This window comes from Streptomyces sp. NPDC101234 (assembly GCF_044767525.1).
GTDB lineage: Bacteria > Actinomycetota > Actinomycetes > Streptomycetales > Streptomycetaceae > Streptomyces > Streptomyces sasae.
The window spans coordinates 67,333-82,233 of record NZ_JBIWOA010000021.1 but is presented as its reverse complement, the minus strand read 5'-3'; the positions used below and the strand labels follow the sequence as shown (position 1 = coordinate 82,233).

Annotated in this window: 12 protein-coding genes; 8 read left to right on the top strand and 4 right to left on the bottom strand. The window is 69.8% G+C overall.

The window, feature by feature from the left end; genetic code table 11:
- Positions 1-88: 88 nt before the first annotated feature.
- The 4 genes from ACIRR9_RS33310 to ACIRR9_RS33295 all read right to left on the bottom strand — a co-directional run bounded on the left by ACIRR9_RS33310 (position 89) and on the right by ACIRR9_RS33295 (position 3,025).
- Positions 89-850 (bottom strand): SDR family oxidoreductase, encoded by a 762-nt coding sequence (locus ACIRR9_RS33310; protein ID WP_403759521.1) that lies wholly within the window; start codon positions 848-850, stop codon positions 89-91.
- Positions 851-903: 53 nt separating this feature from the next.
- A complete protein-coding gene (gene fabG, locus ACIRR9_RS33305; protein WP_384575631.1) occupies positions 904-1,665 on the bottom strand; it encodes a 3-oxoacyl-ACP reductase FabG in 762 nt (253 codons plus the stop codon).
- Positions 1,666-1,814: 149 nt separating this feature from the next.
- On the bottom strand, positions 1,815-2,243 hold the full coding sequence (locus ACIRR9_RS33300) for a DUF3037 domain-containing protein (protein WP_403759775.1): 429 nt from the start codon (positions 2,241-2,243) through the stop codon (positions 1,815-1,817).
- A gap of 17 nt (positions 2,244-2,260) precedes the next feature.
- Complete coding sequence (locus ACIRR9_RS33295) at positions 2,261-3,025, bottom strand: HipA family kinase (protein ID WP_403759518.1); 765 nt, start codon at positions 3,023-3,025, stop codon at positions 2,261-2,263.
- Positions 3,026-4,357: 1,332 nt separating this feature from the next.
- Here ACIRR9_RS33295 and ACIRR9_RS33290 point away from each other — a divergent pair.
- The 8 genes from ACIRR9_RS33290 (at position 4,358) to ACIRR9_RS33255 (ending at position 14,801) form a co-directional block, all read left to right on the top strand.
- Positions 4,358-6,250 carry a trypsin-like serine peptidase gene (locus ACIRR9_RS33290; protein WP_403759515.1) on the top strand — a complete coding sequence of 631 codons (1,893 nt, stop codon included), beginning with the start codon at positions 4,358-4,360 and terminating at the stop codon, positions 6,248-6,250.
- Positions 6,251-6,539: 289 nt separating this feature from the next.
- Entirely contained in the window at positions 6,540-7,064 is a 525-nt protein-coding gene (locus tag ACIRR9_RS33285; RefSeq protein WP_403759512.1) for a hypothetical protein, read from the top strand.
- Positions 7,065-7,120: 56 nt separating this feature from the next.
- Positions 7,121-8,689, top strand: coding sequence for a S1 family peptidase (locus tag ACIRR9_RS33280; RefSeq protein ID WP_403759510.1), 1,569 nt, complete (start codon positions 7,121-7,123; stop codon positions 8,687-8,689).
- Positions 8,690-8,848: 159 nt separating this feature from the next.
- Positions 8,849-12,430, top strand: a complete 3,582-nt coding sequence (locus ACIRR9_RS33275; RefSeq protein ID WP_403759507.1) for an ALF repeat-containing protein — start codon at positions 8,849-8,851, stop codon at positions 12,428-12,430.
- Between the two features lie 48 nt (positions 12,431-12,478).
- Entirely contained in the window at positions 12,479-12,763 is a 285-nt protein-coding gene (locus tag ACIRR9_RS33270; RefSeq protein WP_403759504.1) for a hypothetical protein, read from the top strand.
- Positions 12,764-12,870: 107 nt separating this feature from the next.
- On the top strand, positions 12,871-13,116 hold the full coding sequence (locus tag ACIRR9_RS33265) for a ferrous iron transport protein A (RefSeq protein ID WP_403759502.1): 246 nt from the start codon (positions 12,871-12,873) through the stop codon (positions 13,114-13,116).
- Between the two features lie 259 nt (positions 13,117-13,375).
- The gene (locus ACIRR9_RS33260) at positions 13,376-14,056 is read left to right on the top strand and encodes an AAA family ATPase (protein ID WP_403759500.1); all 681 of its coding nucleotides are present in this window, start codon (positions 13,376-13,378) and stop codon (positions 14,054-14,056) included.
- The gene (locus tag ACIRR9_RS33255; protein ID WP_403759498.1) at positions 14,049-14,801 is read left to right on the top strand and encodes an ABC transporter permease; all 753 of its coding nucleotides are present in this window, start codon (positions 14,049-14,051) and stop codon (positions 14,799-14,801) included. The genes ACIRR9_RS33260 and ACIRR9_RS33255 overlap by 8 nt, the downstream gene beginning before the upstream one ends.
- The last annotated feature ends 100 nt before the right edge of the window (positions 14,802-14,901 follow it).

Sequence of the window (14,901 nt, the reverse complement as noted above, 5' to 3'; positions counted from 1 at the left end):
GGCTGTCCGGGCGTCGTTTCCGTCGTTCTCATGACGAAATGTCTGTGACGAAGACGACGCCCGGAGTCGCGGCGGGCCGTGAGACGGGTCAGGCCACGCCGGCGTTGAGGAAGATGCCGCCGTCGACGACGAGCGTCTGGCCGGTGATCCAGTCGGACTGCTCCGAGGTGAGGAAGGCGGCGGTGCCGCCGATGTCGGAGGGCACGCCGAGCCGCTTCAGCGGGTAGGCCGCGGCGGCCTCCGCCTCCCGGCCCTCGTAGAGCGCCTCCGCGAACTTGGTCTTGACGACGGCGGGGGCGATCGCGTTGACCCGCACCCGGGGCGCGAACTCGTGCGCCAGCTGCTGGGTCAGGTTGATCATCGCGGCCTTGCTGATGCCGTACGCGCCGATGAACGGCGAGGCCGAAAGACCCGCGACGGAGGCGATGTTGACGATCGCGCCGCCGTTGTCCTTCTGCCAGGCGTGCCAGGTCTTCTGGGCGAAGCCGAGGGCCGAGATCACGTTGGTCTCGAACACCTTGCGGGCCACGTCCAGGTCGACGTCGGCGATCGGGCCGAACACCGGGTTGGTTCCGGCGTTGTTGACCAGGTAGTCGACGCGGCCGAAGGCCTCCATGGTGCGCTCGACGACCTCGGTCTGGTGGGCGAGGTCGTGCGCCTTGCCGGCGATGCCGATGACCCGCTCGGAACCGAGGCTCTCGACGGCCTCCTTGAGGGCGTCCTCGTTGCGGCCGGTTATGGCGACCCGGTCGCCGCGGGCGATCAGCGCCTCGGCGACGCCGTAGCCGATGCCCCGGCTGGCGCCGGTGACGACGGCGACCTTGCCGGACAGCTCGGGCAGTTCAGTCATGTCGGTGATCCTCGATAGTCCCTGATGAGTCCCTGGCGAGTGCCTGGTGCCCGCTAGTCCAGCGGCCCGCCGGCCACGTACAGGACCTGGCCGGAGACGAAGCCGGCGGCCTCGTTCGTGAAGAAGGCGATGGCGTTGGCGATGTCCTCGGGCTCGCCGACGCGCTGCACGGGGATCTGGGTCGCGGCCGCGGCCTTGAACTCCTCGAAGCCCATCTTGACGCGCTCCGCGGTGGCCTTGGTCATCTCGGTGGCGATGAAGCCGGGGGCGACGGCGTTGGCGGTGATGCCGAACTTGCCGAGCTCGATGGCGAGGGTCTTGGTGAAGCCCTGCAGACCGGCCTTGGCGGCGGAGTAGTTGGCCTGGCCGCGGTTGCCGAGCGCCGAGGAGGAGGACAGGTTGACGACCCGGCCCCAGCCGGCCTCGACCATGTGCTGCTGGACGGCCTTGGTCATCAGGAAGGAGCCGCGCAGGTGCACGTTCAGGACCGTGTCCCAGTCGGACGCGGACATCTTGAACAGCAGGTTGTCGCGGAGCACGCCCGCGTTGTTGACCAGGATGGTCGGGGCGCCGAGCTCCTCGACGATCCGCGCGATGGCGGCGCCCACCTGGGCCTCGTCGGAGACGTCGGCGCCGACCGCGATCGCCTTGCCGCCGGCCGCGGTGATCTTCTCGACGGTGTCCTTGCAGGCGGCCTCGTCGAGGTCGACCACGGCGACCGCACGGCCCTCGGCGGCCAGTCGTACGGCGGTGGCGGCGCCGATACCGCGCGCGGCTCCGGTGACGACGGCTACCCGCTGCTCAGTGGTGGACATTCGTATGTCTCCTCGCCCTTGAGAGAACCTGATCGAGAAGCCCGCTCCTGGAGCTCCTCCGCGGTGAGCGACCGCTTAGTACCTTCGACAGACGTGACGCTAGAAGCCCTGGCACGCGGTGTCAACGTCCTACCGCGCGGTGTGATCCATTACCTCACCAGAAGGTCCAGCAACCGCTCCGTCTCGGCGGCCGGATCGAGAGTGAGCCCGGTGTGCACAGGACCGGGCTGTACGACGGTGGACCGGGGCGCGACCAGCCAGCGGAAGCGCCGTCCCGGGTCGTCGCCGGCCGCGTGTCCCGCCGCCTCGCCGCCCGCGCAGACGCTCTCCACCGCCCCGAGCGCGGCCCGCACCCCGGCGGCGTCCGCGGCCGGGTCCAGGGCCAGCAGCCGGGCCTCGTCGAGATGGGTGCGGGCACCGACGAAGGCCTTGGCCCGGCAGTACACGATCACGCCGGCGTTGATGCACTCGCCGCGCTCCACGCGGGGTACGACGCGCAGCAGGGCGTACTCGAAGACATGCCGGTCGCCGCCCTGGCCGGCCCGGGTGATGTGGCGCTCGGTCACATGTCCGGCCATATGGATGTGGGTGTCGCTCACTTGGCCCCCTCGATACCGGTGATGCGCTCGTGGATGACGGCGGCCCTGGCGAGCAGCGGCCGGGCGTAGGCGCGGCGGAGGTCGTCGGGCGTGTCGAAGCCGGGTTCGCCGGCGAGCCAGACATCCGGGATCTCGGCGGTGACCTCGGCCAGCAGGTCTTCGGTGACCCTGGGCGCCAACTCGACCGCGGCCGCGCGGACATCGGGGGCGAAGCGGCTCAGCGCGTGGTCCGAGGCGTCGTACGGCCGGGCGGCGGAGGTCTCCGCGGACGGCCAGTTGTGCTGCCAGATCATCGTGGCGCCGTGGTCGATGAGCCACAGGTCGCCCTGGTGCATCAGCAGGTTGGGGTTGCGCCAGGAGCGGTCGACGTTGTTGATCAGCGCGTCGAACCAGACGATACGGCCGGCCTCCTCGGGACCCACGGAGAAGGCGAGCGGGTCGAAGCCGAGGGCGCCGGAGAGGAAGGCCATGCCGAGGTTGGTGCCACCGCTCCCCCGCAGCAGGTCCTGCACCTGCTGCTCGGGTTCGCCGAGTCCTAGCACGGTGTCGAGTTCGACGGCGACGAGGCGGGGCATCCGGAACCCGAGCCGCCGGGCGAGTTCACCGCAGACGACCTCGGCGACCAGCGTCTTGCGGCCCTGACCGGCGCCGGTGAACTTCATGACGTACGTCCCGAAGTCGTCGGCCTCGACGAGCCCCGGCAGCGACCCGCCCTCACGCAGCGGCGTGATGTAGCGGGTCGCGGTGACCTCTTTCAGCACTTTCCCGGGCCACCCATCTCTTCGACCTTGCAGTCCACGGCCGACCCCGAAGGGGACGACGACAGAAACCACCCGCCGACCGGCCCGGGGAGAATCTGGGGAGTTTCGGCCAGCATGCCGGTCTCCCCATTCCACCAAGCGGTCCGTCGATGGCGTCGCGCGCCCCTTGCCGCCGACCTCCGGCATGAAGTGAGCATAGTAACCGAGGGTGATCACGGGCGAGGCGCACCCCAGCCACCGCGTCAAGGTCACAACGGACTCTCCGGGGAGCCGCCGCCCACTGCCGGGGCCTCGCACCCTCGGCACACGGCGGGATGACACCGGCTTCGGCCAACGCGGTCTTCCAGGTACAGGTGTTCCGAGTGTTCACCGCGACGGCATTGCCAAGTCGCCGCTTCCGGCCGCCGTACGGACTTCGCGCGCATGGGGTTTTCAGGCAAGCCGCCTGTCGTCGACCGCCGCGCGAGCGGGAGCTCGCCGCGGTCGCCCCGGAAACAGGCCAGACCGGTTCGAGGTCGCGGCACGCAGGACCCCCGATCTCATCAGGGTGCGCCGCTCCTACCCGCGATCACCGCTCACCACAGCCCGGGCGGGCGGTCCTACGGCCGAGGTCGATGGGTGGTCGCTGGACCACACACGACGGGAACGCGTTGTCGAGGGGTTCCATGGGCCGGACGAGGCCATTGTTGAGATTTCGGTGTGCGTGGGTAATGAGAAGTTAAGGATCTGGTGCGGTCCCGTATGCGGTGGACAGCTCCCGGGCGGTGGTGGACGCGTTGTCCGCGCAGTTCACAAAGCGGTTGACGGCCCGCTCGGGAATGTGCGGCGGGGATCAACGCGGCACCGGCTTCGCGATCTACGGCCTTGTAACGTTGACGTATATGTTCGAACGGCCTCTGACCAGGGCCTTGTTGAACACAGTCCGGGAGCAGCCGTTTCCGGACTCGTGAGTCGCCCATGGCGGCGAACGAGCGGCGGACGCCGCTGGGGGGAACGACTTGTCCATCAATGAGAGTCTGCGCGCATATCGGTTCGCGAAGGCATCACCGCACCTCGGCTGCAACGGAAACGACGGCCTTCCACCTGTGGTGGCAACAAGGGCTCAACGTGCCCATCAGGTGACCGTGAGCCGCGTCAGCGCCGACTGCTGACCGTCCGCACCTCTGCTGCGGCCACTGCCCCGGGCACTGTGGCCGACACCGTTGCTTCCTTCCCCCTTCCGGTACGCCTCCCCGTCCGCCTTCCCGTCTGCCGTGTCCGGCCGGGCAGTTGCGGGACGCCGCAGGCGCACTGTTTCCACATGCCGTCGAGTGGAGTCCTGCTGTGCACCGATTGCGCACTCTGAGTGCGCTCGCCGCCCTGCTGTGCGGCCTGTTCCTGGCCGGCGCCCCTGGCGTGGCGAGCGCGTCCTCTTCCTTCACCGCGCAGACGGGACGCGTTCTCGTCCCTGTCCCGGCGGCCGTCCAGCGCTCCTCGGGTCCTGTGCCGGTGCCGTCGGCGTCGTCCGGGGCGACGCGACCCGCCGATCCGGATGCGGATCCGGGGTGGACGGCAGAGGACGCCATCCGGTTCTGGACACATGAGCGTACGGCGGCGGCCACCGATCCCTCCGGGCGCCGTGCCGAGCCGGTGGGCCGCGTGCCGGCTCGGGGCGGTCCGGCCGTCAAGCCGGCGGCCGACGTCGGTCAGCACTTCGCCGGGATCAGGTCCGTCGGCGTTCTCTACAGCGGTAGCGGCCCTGAGACGCATTCCTGCACTGCCAGCGTGGTCGACAGTCCTGGGCACGACCTGATCCTGACCGCGGGGCACTGCAAGAGCGCCCATGGCATGTTCGTTCCCCGGTACGACAGTGGAAAGGCCGCCGATGCTCAGCCGTTCGGTGTCTTTCCCGTCCAGGAGTGGTTCCGCGACTCCCGGTGGGCGGCGGACAAGAGTGCCGGCTCCGACCTGGACTTCGCTTTTGCGCGAGTGGGCTCCTACCAGGGCAAGGAGGTCCAGGACGTGGTGGGGGCGAACACGGTGGCCCGTACGCCGGGGTTCACCGGCAACGTCACTGTCGTCGGCTATCCGATGAGCAAGTACGACAAGGCGGACCAGGCGGTGAGCTGCCCGACGGGGACCGGTGCGCTGGCGGGGTTCGATCAGCTGCGCATCGACTGTGCCGGTATGTGGGGAGGCGTCTCGGGCGGCCCGTGGTTTTCCAGGGTCGACCTGAGCGGCTCGGGTACCGGGGAGATCGTGGGCAACGTGGGCGGCTGGAACGGCGGCGGTCCGGATACTCCGGCAAGTGATCCGGTGTACAGCCGGATCACGTACAGCCCCGTGTACGGGGACCGTTTCTTCCAGTTGTACAGCGATGCCCAGCGCGGCGACCACACCGATCACGGCCCCTACCAACAGCCCGTGCTTCCGTACTCCATGGGCACCTGGGACACCTGGCGGAACGCGCGGCTGCTGGCTTCCGGAGACTTCCTGGGCAGCGGACACAGCGACATGATCGCGGTGTGGAGTGACGGCCGGGCCACTTTGTACCTGGGGGACGGCAAGGGAGGTTTCGTCTCCGAGCGGCAGCTGCTGGCTCCCAACGGAACGTGGACTCATGCGCAGGTCCTCACCGCGGGAGACTTCACCGGCTCCAGCCAGTCCGACCTGATGGTGCGCTGGTCGGACGGCGAGGTCACCCTCTACGGCGATGTCGGAAAGAACGGGCTGGACACCGACGGCACCCGGATGATCGGCCCCAACTCGACATGGACCCATGCCACGCAGATAACGGCCGGCCGTTTCACCGCGGACGCGGATGCCGGGGATCTCGTCGTGCGCTGGTCCGACGGTGAACTGACCCTCTACACAAAGGTGCGTGCCGGTACTTTCGGCAAGGAGAACCAGCTGAAGGCGCCCAACGCCGGCTGGCAGGACGCGGCCAGTCTTGCCGGCGTTGATTCCTCAGGGAACGGAAGGCGGAATCTCATGGTCCGCTGGTCCGGCGGCACAATCGACATGTACCCGGGCATCACCACCTCCGGCCTGGGTGGCGCCACGCGCCTTCAGGGCCCCAACACCTCATGGACGGGCGAAATGGCGGTGACCGCAGGGGACTTCACCCCCGATGGCCGGACCGACGACCTCGTTGTCCGCCGGACCGACGGCGGACTGACCCTGTATTCGGACACCAGCTCCACCGAATTCGGAACGGAACACGTCCTCGTCGCACCTGCACCCTGACCACACGCCCACCGGACACGGGCCCTTGCTTTTCTCTCGAACCGATAATTCAGCACCACCAGGCGAATAACCGGATCGCGCACCGCACACCGAGGCGTCTGCCATGCGGCTTTTTGGCGTGCCCCGAATACCGGCCGTTTCTGTGAATTACCTGTGAGTACGGTCACGTTGTTTTGCGGCTGACACCGTTTTAGGCTCACGGCCGACCATTTATTTCTGTTTTTCATCTGTGCGTGGGGGGCTGCAGATGTTCCGTTATGCCGTCACCCATGCCTGGAAAGGATTACGGGTGACTCCTCGTATACGCAGAATGCTCTCCGTCGTGGGGGCTGTGGTACTCGCGGCGCTTGTGGGCGCACCGGTGCTGGCCTCTGCCGACCCGCAGCCGACGGGGGGCTCGACAGGGGCCGCACCGCCATCCGCGGTGGAGGACTTCTCCTACCCCGACGCCGACCGGATCCAGCGGGATCAGGGCATCAAGCTGATCAAGGGTGACGGGCACATCACCCTGGCTTCGTGCGATGACACCGCTCAGCAGATCAAGGTCCTCACCGTGCAGGGCCAGGGCGGCGACCAGCAGGGCGCCTACTGCTTCAAGGCGACCGCCAAGGCCGGCTACCTCGCCCTCGAACTCCCGCATGTCTTCGCGCTGGAGACCGCCGAGCACCCGATCAGCGCCGACCTCAGGCCGCAGAGTGACCCCACGGCACCGGCGACGACGGTGAACGTGGCCAAGAACGGCTACCAGAGCGTAGGCGAGGGGACTGCCGGTGGCGCACCCACCGTCCTGCTGGAACTGCGCATCACCGGCTGACCGGCCCCGCCGCCCCCCTTCTCACCTCCCCTTCCACACCATCACGAGGATCTTTCATGTCTGGCTCCCGTCCGCGTACCCGGTGGACCAGCGGCCTGATCGCCGCCGCGACGCTCACCGCCGCCGGCCTGTCCGCCACACCCACGACAGCCGTCTCGGGCCCGCAGGCCTCCGCCGCCCTGGCCACGGCCGTCGCCCGGCTCGACATCGGCGGGCAGCGCGGCTGCTCGGCCACGCTGGTCGCCCCGCAGTGGGTACTGACGGCGGCGAGCTGCTTCGCCGACACCCCGGGCGGAACCGTCGCGTCCGGTACGCCGAAACTGAAGACGACCGCCACCCTCGGCGGCGGTGCCCAGCAGGTGGTGAATCTCGTTCCCCGCACCGATCGCGACGTGGTCATGGCCCAACTGGCCAAGCCCGTCAGCGGCGTGACCCCCGTCCCGGTGGCCGGCGCCGCACCCGCCGCCGGGGACGAGGTCCAGGACGCCGGATACGGGCGCACCCATGACGAGTGGGTCCCCGACCAGGTGCACGCGGCCGCGTTCACCGTCCAGAACGTGGGCGCCACCACCGTGGACCTGGCGGCGAAGTCCGACGGCGCCGCGATCTGCAAGGGCGACACCGGCGGTCCCGCGGTGAGCGCCGCAGGCGGACACACGTCGATCCTGGGCGTCAACAGCCTTTCCTGGCAGGGTGGTTGCCTGGGGACCGACGCGGCCGAGACCCGGACCGGGGCGGTGGCCGCCCGGGTCGACGACCTCGCGGGCTGGGTGCAGCAGATCGTCTACAGCACCACCTTCGCAAGCGCCCCGTGGAAGCACGCCGTGCAGATGACCGCGGGCTACTACACCGGCGGTTCAGCGGGCGGCACACGCCGCATGGATCTGATCGTCCGCTGGGACGACGGCGAGGTCACCCTCTACCAGGGCGGCGACGGCGACGACCCGGCTCATCCCTTCAGCGCCGAGTACCAGTTGGCGGTCCCGAAGAGCATCTGGACCGCCGCTCTCTCGCTGACCGCTGTCAACACCGGGGGCGGTACGGACGGGTTGGTGGTGCGCTGGATCGACGGCGAGATGACGCAGTACACGAGCGTCGATGCCAAGGGCTTCCACGGTGAGAAGCAGCTCGCCCCGCCGAACACCGCCATCTGGAAGAACGACGCGCGGCTGCTGACCGGCGGCCGTTTCACCCCCACAGGTCACCGCGACGACCTGCTGGTCGTCTGGAAGGACGGCCATGTCTCCCTCTTCGGCGACCTGGCGGCCAACGGGCTGAACAAGCAGACGCAGATCGTTGCCAAGAACGCGGTATGGCCCGACGCCGACCAGCTCAGCACGGGCTCGTTCACCGGCAGCGGCACCGACGACCTGCTGGTGCGCTGGATCGACGGCGAGACCACGATCTACCCGGGTCTGACCGGCAAAGCCCTGCCCGGCGAGATCAAGATCCGCCCCGCCAAGTCGAACTGGGCCGGCGCCACCGTGGTCACCGCCGGAGCCTTCACCACCAACACCACCGCCGACGACATCCTCGTCCGCTGGAGTGACGGCCACGTCAGCCTCTTCCCCGGCGCGGACGCCAAGGGACTGCACGACGAAGTCCAGCTCGCACCGGCCAACTGACGTACCCGGCCACAGCCTCAGAGGAGCGACCCCGGGACAACCAGCGGACCTCCGCTCGGGCGCCCCGTCGCACAGGGAACCGCGCCCAACGGTCCCGAAGCGCGGGCAAGCCGGTGCACACACCCCAAAAAAATCACATGAGACGAATCGAGTTTCGCAGTGAGACGTTTACGACGCCCGGAACGCGTGGCGGCAGGGCCACGGTACGCGGTCCGCGCGCTGTGTCTGGGCCTGCTGCCCGGCGCACTCGCTCTGGGCCTGCTGGGACCCGCACCCTCCCCGGCCAGAGCCGACGGGAGCGCACCGCCGCGGAGCGGAATCGGCGGTGCGCTCCCGGACACCGACCGCGGCAAGGTGGTACAGCTGTGGGAGACCGGCGGCCCCGGCGTACGAGCGGCCGCCGAGGTCGCTCTGACCGGCAGTACTGACGACGTCAGGAACTTCCTGGCGGCCGCCTCCGACATCGCTGTCCAGGACGAGCGGGTGGCCCTCGCCCAGTTCGCCAGTGTCGGCGGCGCCTACCTCCAACAGGCCGCCCGTACCGCCCTGGACAGCAACTCTCCCGACCAGTTGCAGGCGTTCCTGAAGGACGGCTGGAAGGCGCCGCTGCAGCAGGACCAGCGGGTACGGGTCGCACAGATCATCGACGCGGGCGGTCCCGAGGTGCAGAGTGCCGGCCGGGCCGCGCTCGCCGGCACACCCGAGGACATCAAGAACTTCCTCGACAACGACCAGTACACCGAGCGGGAACAGGACGAGCGGCTCCAGACCGCCCAGATCATCGAAGCCGGTGGCCCGAACGTCCAGGCGGCCGGCCGGATCGCGGTCAACGGCACCGCGGACGACATCCACGAGTTCCTCCAGGTCGGCCAGTACGTGGCCCGCGCCCACGACCAGGAACACGCCACGATCGCGCAACTCGCCGATCAGGCGGCGAAGGCGGGCAAGCTCGCCGGGCAGCAGACCCAGGCCGCCGAGGACGCCTCCGCCCGTGCGGTGGCAGCGGCGAAACTGGCCAAGGAAGCCGCCCAGAAGGCCGCCGCGGAGACGCAGGCCGCGCAGCAGGACACCCAGCACGCGGCCGCGGCCGCCGCCCGCGCGGCGAGCGCCGCCCAGCAGGCCGCCACCGCCGCCCAGACGGCGATCGACGCGGCCGACGCCGCCACCGACGCCGCCCATGTCGCCGCCAGCGCCGCCTCGGCTGCCGCCGCGGCCGCGGACGGTGCCGCCGAGGCCGCCTCCCAGGCCCGCGACGCCGCCGCGAATGCGGCCGTCGACGCAGGCCAGGCAGGTGCCGCGCGCAAGGCGGCCCAAAACGCGCGGGATGCCGCCGCAGGCGCTCACGCCGCCGCCCAGGCCGCCGACTCGGCCCGGACAGCCGCCGCGTCGGCTGCCGACGCGGCCCAGGCGGCCGGCGGTGCGGGCAGTAACGCCAACGACGCCGCGGACGCGGCCGACCAGGCGAACTCCTACGCCGACAAGGCCGGAGCCCACTCCGCCGCAGCGCAGAACGCCGCAGCTGCCGCGCACCGGCACGCCCGGGAGGCGAGCCGGGCCGCCGGCGCCGCCTCGGCGCTGGCGCAGGAGGCCGCGTCCGCGGCCGGTGAGGCGCGTGACGCTGCCAATGACGCGGCGACGCACGCGGAGAACGCAGCCAAGGCGGCCGACGACGCAGCCGCCCACGCGGGGCAGGCGGCGACCGCCGCCCAGCAGGCCGCCACGCACGCCGCGGAGGCCAAGAAGGACGCCGATGCCGCCGGTGCGGCGGTCACCGAGGCCCAGAAGGTCCACGACCTCGCGGCCCGTATAGACACCGAGCAGCTGACCGCCCGTACCAACGAGGGCATCGACCGGGCTCAGGACCTCAAAGCGCAGGAGGACCAGCGCACGGCCGCCCGGCAGGCGGCGGTGCAGCAGGCCAAGGACCTCGAGGCCAAGGCGGCCGAGCTGGCCGGCCAGGCGGGCCAGGCGGGCGCGGATCCCGCGCAGATCGCTCCCGAAGCACGCAAGGTCGCCCTGGCGACGGCGAAGACCGGCCGCGCCTGGAGCCAGTCCGCAGCCCTGGTGGCCCTGGCCGGCTCCGACCAGGACGTGACCGCGTACATCCGTACCGGCCGCCAGGAGGCCGACGCCCAGGACGACCGTCAGGACGTCGAACGGCTGGCGGAGGGCGCCGAATCCGCCGACGTACGCGCCGCCGCCTCCACGGCCCTGGAAGGCGACTCCACGGCGGTGAGCGCGTTCCTCGCCACCGGTCAGTACGTGGCCATGAAGCAGGACATGCGGCTGTACATCGCCCGCACCATCGCCGGCGCCGGCCCGATCGAGCAGCAGGCGGGCCGCACCGCACTGAACGCCGACACACCAGAAGCCCTGCGCCGGTTCATCACCACCGACGACTCCCAGGCACGCACCCAGGACGAACGCGTCCGCGCCGCCCAACTCGCCGACAGCAACAACAGCGACAACGGCCCGGAGGTGAAGGCCGCCGCTCGCATCGCCCTGGAGGGGCCCTTCGGCCTGCTCCACTCCTTCATCACCGTCGGCCAGTACAAAGCCCAGCGGCAGGACCAGCTCGCCGCCACCCACCAGGCGCAGATCCAGCAACTCATCGCGCAGGCCGCGGGCGTCGCCGCCACCGCGCAGAAGAACGCGGCCGAAGCGGGCAAGGCGGCAGCCACCGCAGCCAAGGCCGCTGCCGAAGCCGCCAACTACACCAAACGGGCCCAGCAGTCGGCCAAGGACGCCCAGAAGTACGCGACCCAGGCCGACGGCTACGCCACCCAGGCCGAACAGTCCGCCAAGGACGCCACCGCCTCCGCCAAGACAGCCCGCAACGCCCAGCACGATGCCGAGAACGCCGCTGCCGCCGCAGTCACTTCTGCCGCCCAGGCCCAGTACTCGGCCACCGCAGCACGCGGCTCGGCCGACTCGGCCTGGACAGACGCCCAGCAGGCACGCGCTTCGGCCACGGCCGCGGGCAAGGACGCCACCGCCGCCAACCAGGCGGCAACGGATGCCTACCACACCGCAGTCGTCAAGCAACAGCAGGCGCAGGCGCAGTTGAGGCAGTGGTACGAGCAGCAGAAGCAGCACAGCCCACAAGACGACGACGGCAGCTGGGTACCGGGCTGGCTCAAGGACACCGCCGACACGATCGGCGACTACGGGCAGGCAATCCTCGGAAACTCCGACATCTGGAAGGGTTTGTTCGAGACGGGTGTCGGCGTCTTCGGCGTCGAGGGAGGCGCCACGATCGACGTCGCGGGCGGAGGCCTGTGCCTGACAGTCATCGGCTGTCTCGAGGGAGCACCGGCGATCGTCGTCGGTACCGGGATGGCGGGCGCGGGGATCTACGGAATCACCGACGGCATCAGCCGATTCGACAACGGCCTCGGACAAGCCCTGCGTGAGGCTGAGGGCACGCCCGCTTCAGGACGGCCCCAGATCGACTCGAACGGCTGGCCTGTTGCCACCCACAGCAACTGTCTGGAGTGCGCGGAGGTGATCAAGGGCAAGGTCGGTGGCGAGATCTACGAAATGAAGGACACCCTGGGAGCGAAGCTGGGCCCGTCCAAACGAGACCCCAATGGTCTGTGGCACAACCACTTCCTGGTGATCAAAGACGGTCGAGCGTACGACGCGTTCACCGGTTCGGGAGGAATGGAACTGGACGCATATCGCCAACAATGGGACTACTGGCAATACATTCGCCTTGACTGGCGATCTGACCTGGGGTAGATGATGGAAATCCAAGAACTCTGCTTCCACCTGCGGAATCGGCGTCGAATGTATCTCCTGGATGACCGCTTCTCGACGATGGTGGCATTCATCGAAGGGTTCAGCACCGCTGTTGGGGGATCCCCGCTGAGCGGATTTCAGGACTGGGTCTGCGAAAGGATCCTCGGTACACGTTCGAGCATCCACTGGGCATACGTGATCGCCTCGACCAGAGTGCCCGACATCCTCGACGGGAAGAGGCCCATCGACCTCATCCCCCACGAGGTGGAAGCCGATTTGGCGGACTTGGCACTCGACCTTGTCGAGGAATTCTCGAACCGCCCGGCCGACTGAAATCCGAGGCCCTCCGAGTTCAAGGACCGAAGGTGAATGAGGCTCCGCAGCGGGGGAATATCGTGAATCGTGACGCATCACCCCGGGTCACGTGGCCGGAAGGCGCAATGCCGCCCGGTACCCGAGTCACCGTGGTCCAGGATCCGGCCTGGGTCGGTCCATGGCGGGACGTCTTCCAGGGGACGGTCGACGATTTCGAGTCCCCGGCACCGGTTCGAGGCAATACGGCGCGCAGCGGGGAGTGGGCTTACTGGGTCGTATTCGACAGCCCTCAGTACGACAGTGACGGCGGCGGCCCGTACTACAAGGCCCAGATCTGGGACCGCTACCTGAAACCGGCCTCGCATCGCTAGCACGCACGGGTGGACGTGTGGCCCGGCAGCACGCCGGACCACACGCCCGCGAGCATGCGGGAATTCGCCGGGCACATGTGATTGCCGCAGCGGCTCGGCCGGTCATGGTCGCGTTCCGGGCGTTGGACGTCCGATTGATCGCTCGCCTAGGTTCGGCGCATGGGAGATGTCTCGCGCCGACGCCTGATCCTCCTCGACGCGGCGGCCGCCCTCGGATTCGCCCTGCTCCCCCAACTGACGCCGGTACGGCCCGACATCGGTGTCGCACCCGACGCGGTCACCGTCGCGGTGCTCTCGCTCGCCACCGCGCTGCCGCTCGTCGTACGGCGCCTGTGGCCCGTCCCGGTGTTCACGGTCGTCCTCGTCGCGTCCTGCGCGGCGCTGGCCGCCGGTCTGGGCCCGGCCGTCTTCCTCGCCATCACCCACGCCCTGTACGTGGTCGCGACGACACGCCGCCGCACTGCTCGGCGACCCGCCCTTGCTGGTGCTCGACGAACCGGTCAACGGCCTGGACACGGAGGGCATCCGCCGGCTGCGCGAACTGCTGCGCTCGATGGCCGCCGAGGGCCGTACCGTGCTCATCTCCAGCCATCTGATGACCGAGACGGCCCTGGTCGCCGATCACCTGGTCGTCATCAGCCGGGGCCGGCTCCTCGCGGACACCGGCACGGCGGACTTCATCGAGCGCCACGGGCGGTCGTACGTCCGTGTCCGCACCCCCGAACCCGTCGCGCTCGGGCGGGAGTTGGAGCGTCACGACGCCACCGTGACCCGCGTCGCCGGCGGCGGGCTGGACGTCGTCGGGATACCGGCTGCGGACATCGGCCGCTCCGCCGCGGCGGGCGGCTTCCCGCTCGACGAACTGAGCACTCACACCGGCTCGTTGGAAGAGGCCTACCTCGGAGTCATCGGTGCGGAAGGCAGTGACACCCGTGTCTGAGACACTCGCGGCCGTCCGCGCCGAGACCATCAAGTTGCGCGGCATCCGCGGCACCCGGCTCTCGCTGCTGCTGTTCGCCGTGGTCGGCATCCTCGTCGCAACCCTCGACGGCTGGTCCGCCCGGCACGCCCTGACGTCCGGCAGCCCGAGCCTGCGCTCCGACTTCACACCGGAGCAGGCCGGTCTCGACGGCATCCTCTACGGGCAGTTGGCGCTGATCGTGTTCGGAGTGCTCGTGGTCACCAGCGAGTACACCTCCGGCATGATGCGCGTCTCACTGCTCGCGGTGCCCCGGCGCGGACGGCTCTACGCGGCCAAGATGAGCGTCACCGCCCTGGCGGCGGTCGCCGTCTCCGTCCCGGTGACCGTCCTCGGCCATCTGGTCACCCAGGCGGCGCTCGGCTCCCACGGTTCCTCGCTCGGCGCGAGCGGTGTCCCGCGCGCGCTGGCCGGGGCGGTCGTCCATCTGACCCTGATGTGCCTGTTCTCGGCCGGTGTCGGGGCGATCGCCCGGAACGCCGTCGTTCCGCTGGCGGTGCTGCTGCCGATGGTGCTCGCCGGAACGCACCTCCTGTCCCTCGTCGGGGCGACCAGGGAACTGGCCCGCTACTTCCCCGACCAGGCCGGAGACGAACTGCTCACCGTCCGGTCCCCGCACACCGCCTTCGGGTTCACCGTGCTGCTCGCGTGGACCGTCGCCGCCCTCGGCTGGGGCTGGGCGCGTCAGCGGCGGTGGGACGGCTGACAGGACGGATCGGAGCGAGGCCGAGGAGACCCCTCATCGACGTCTTCCGGCTGTCCGAGCCGTAGGGTACGACAGCACGGGGAAGTGGGAGCTGCGGTCA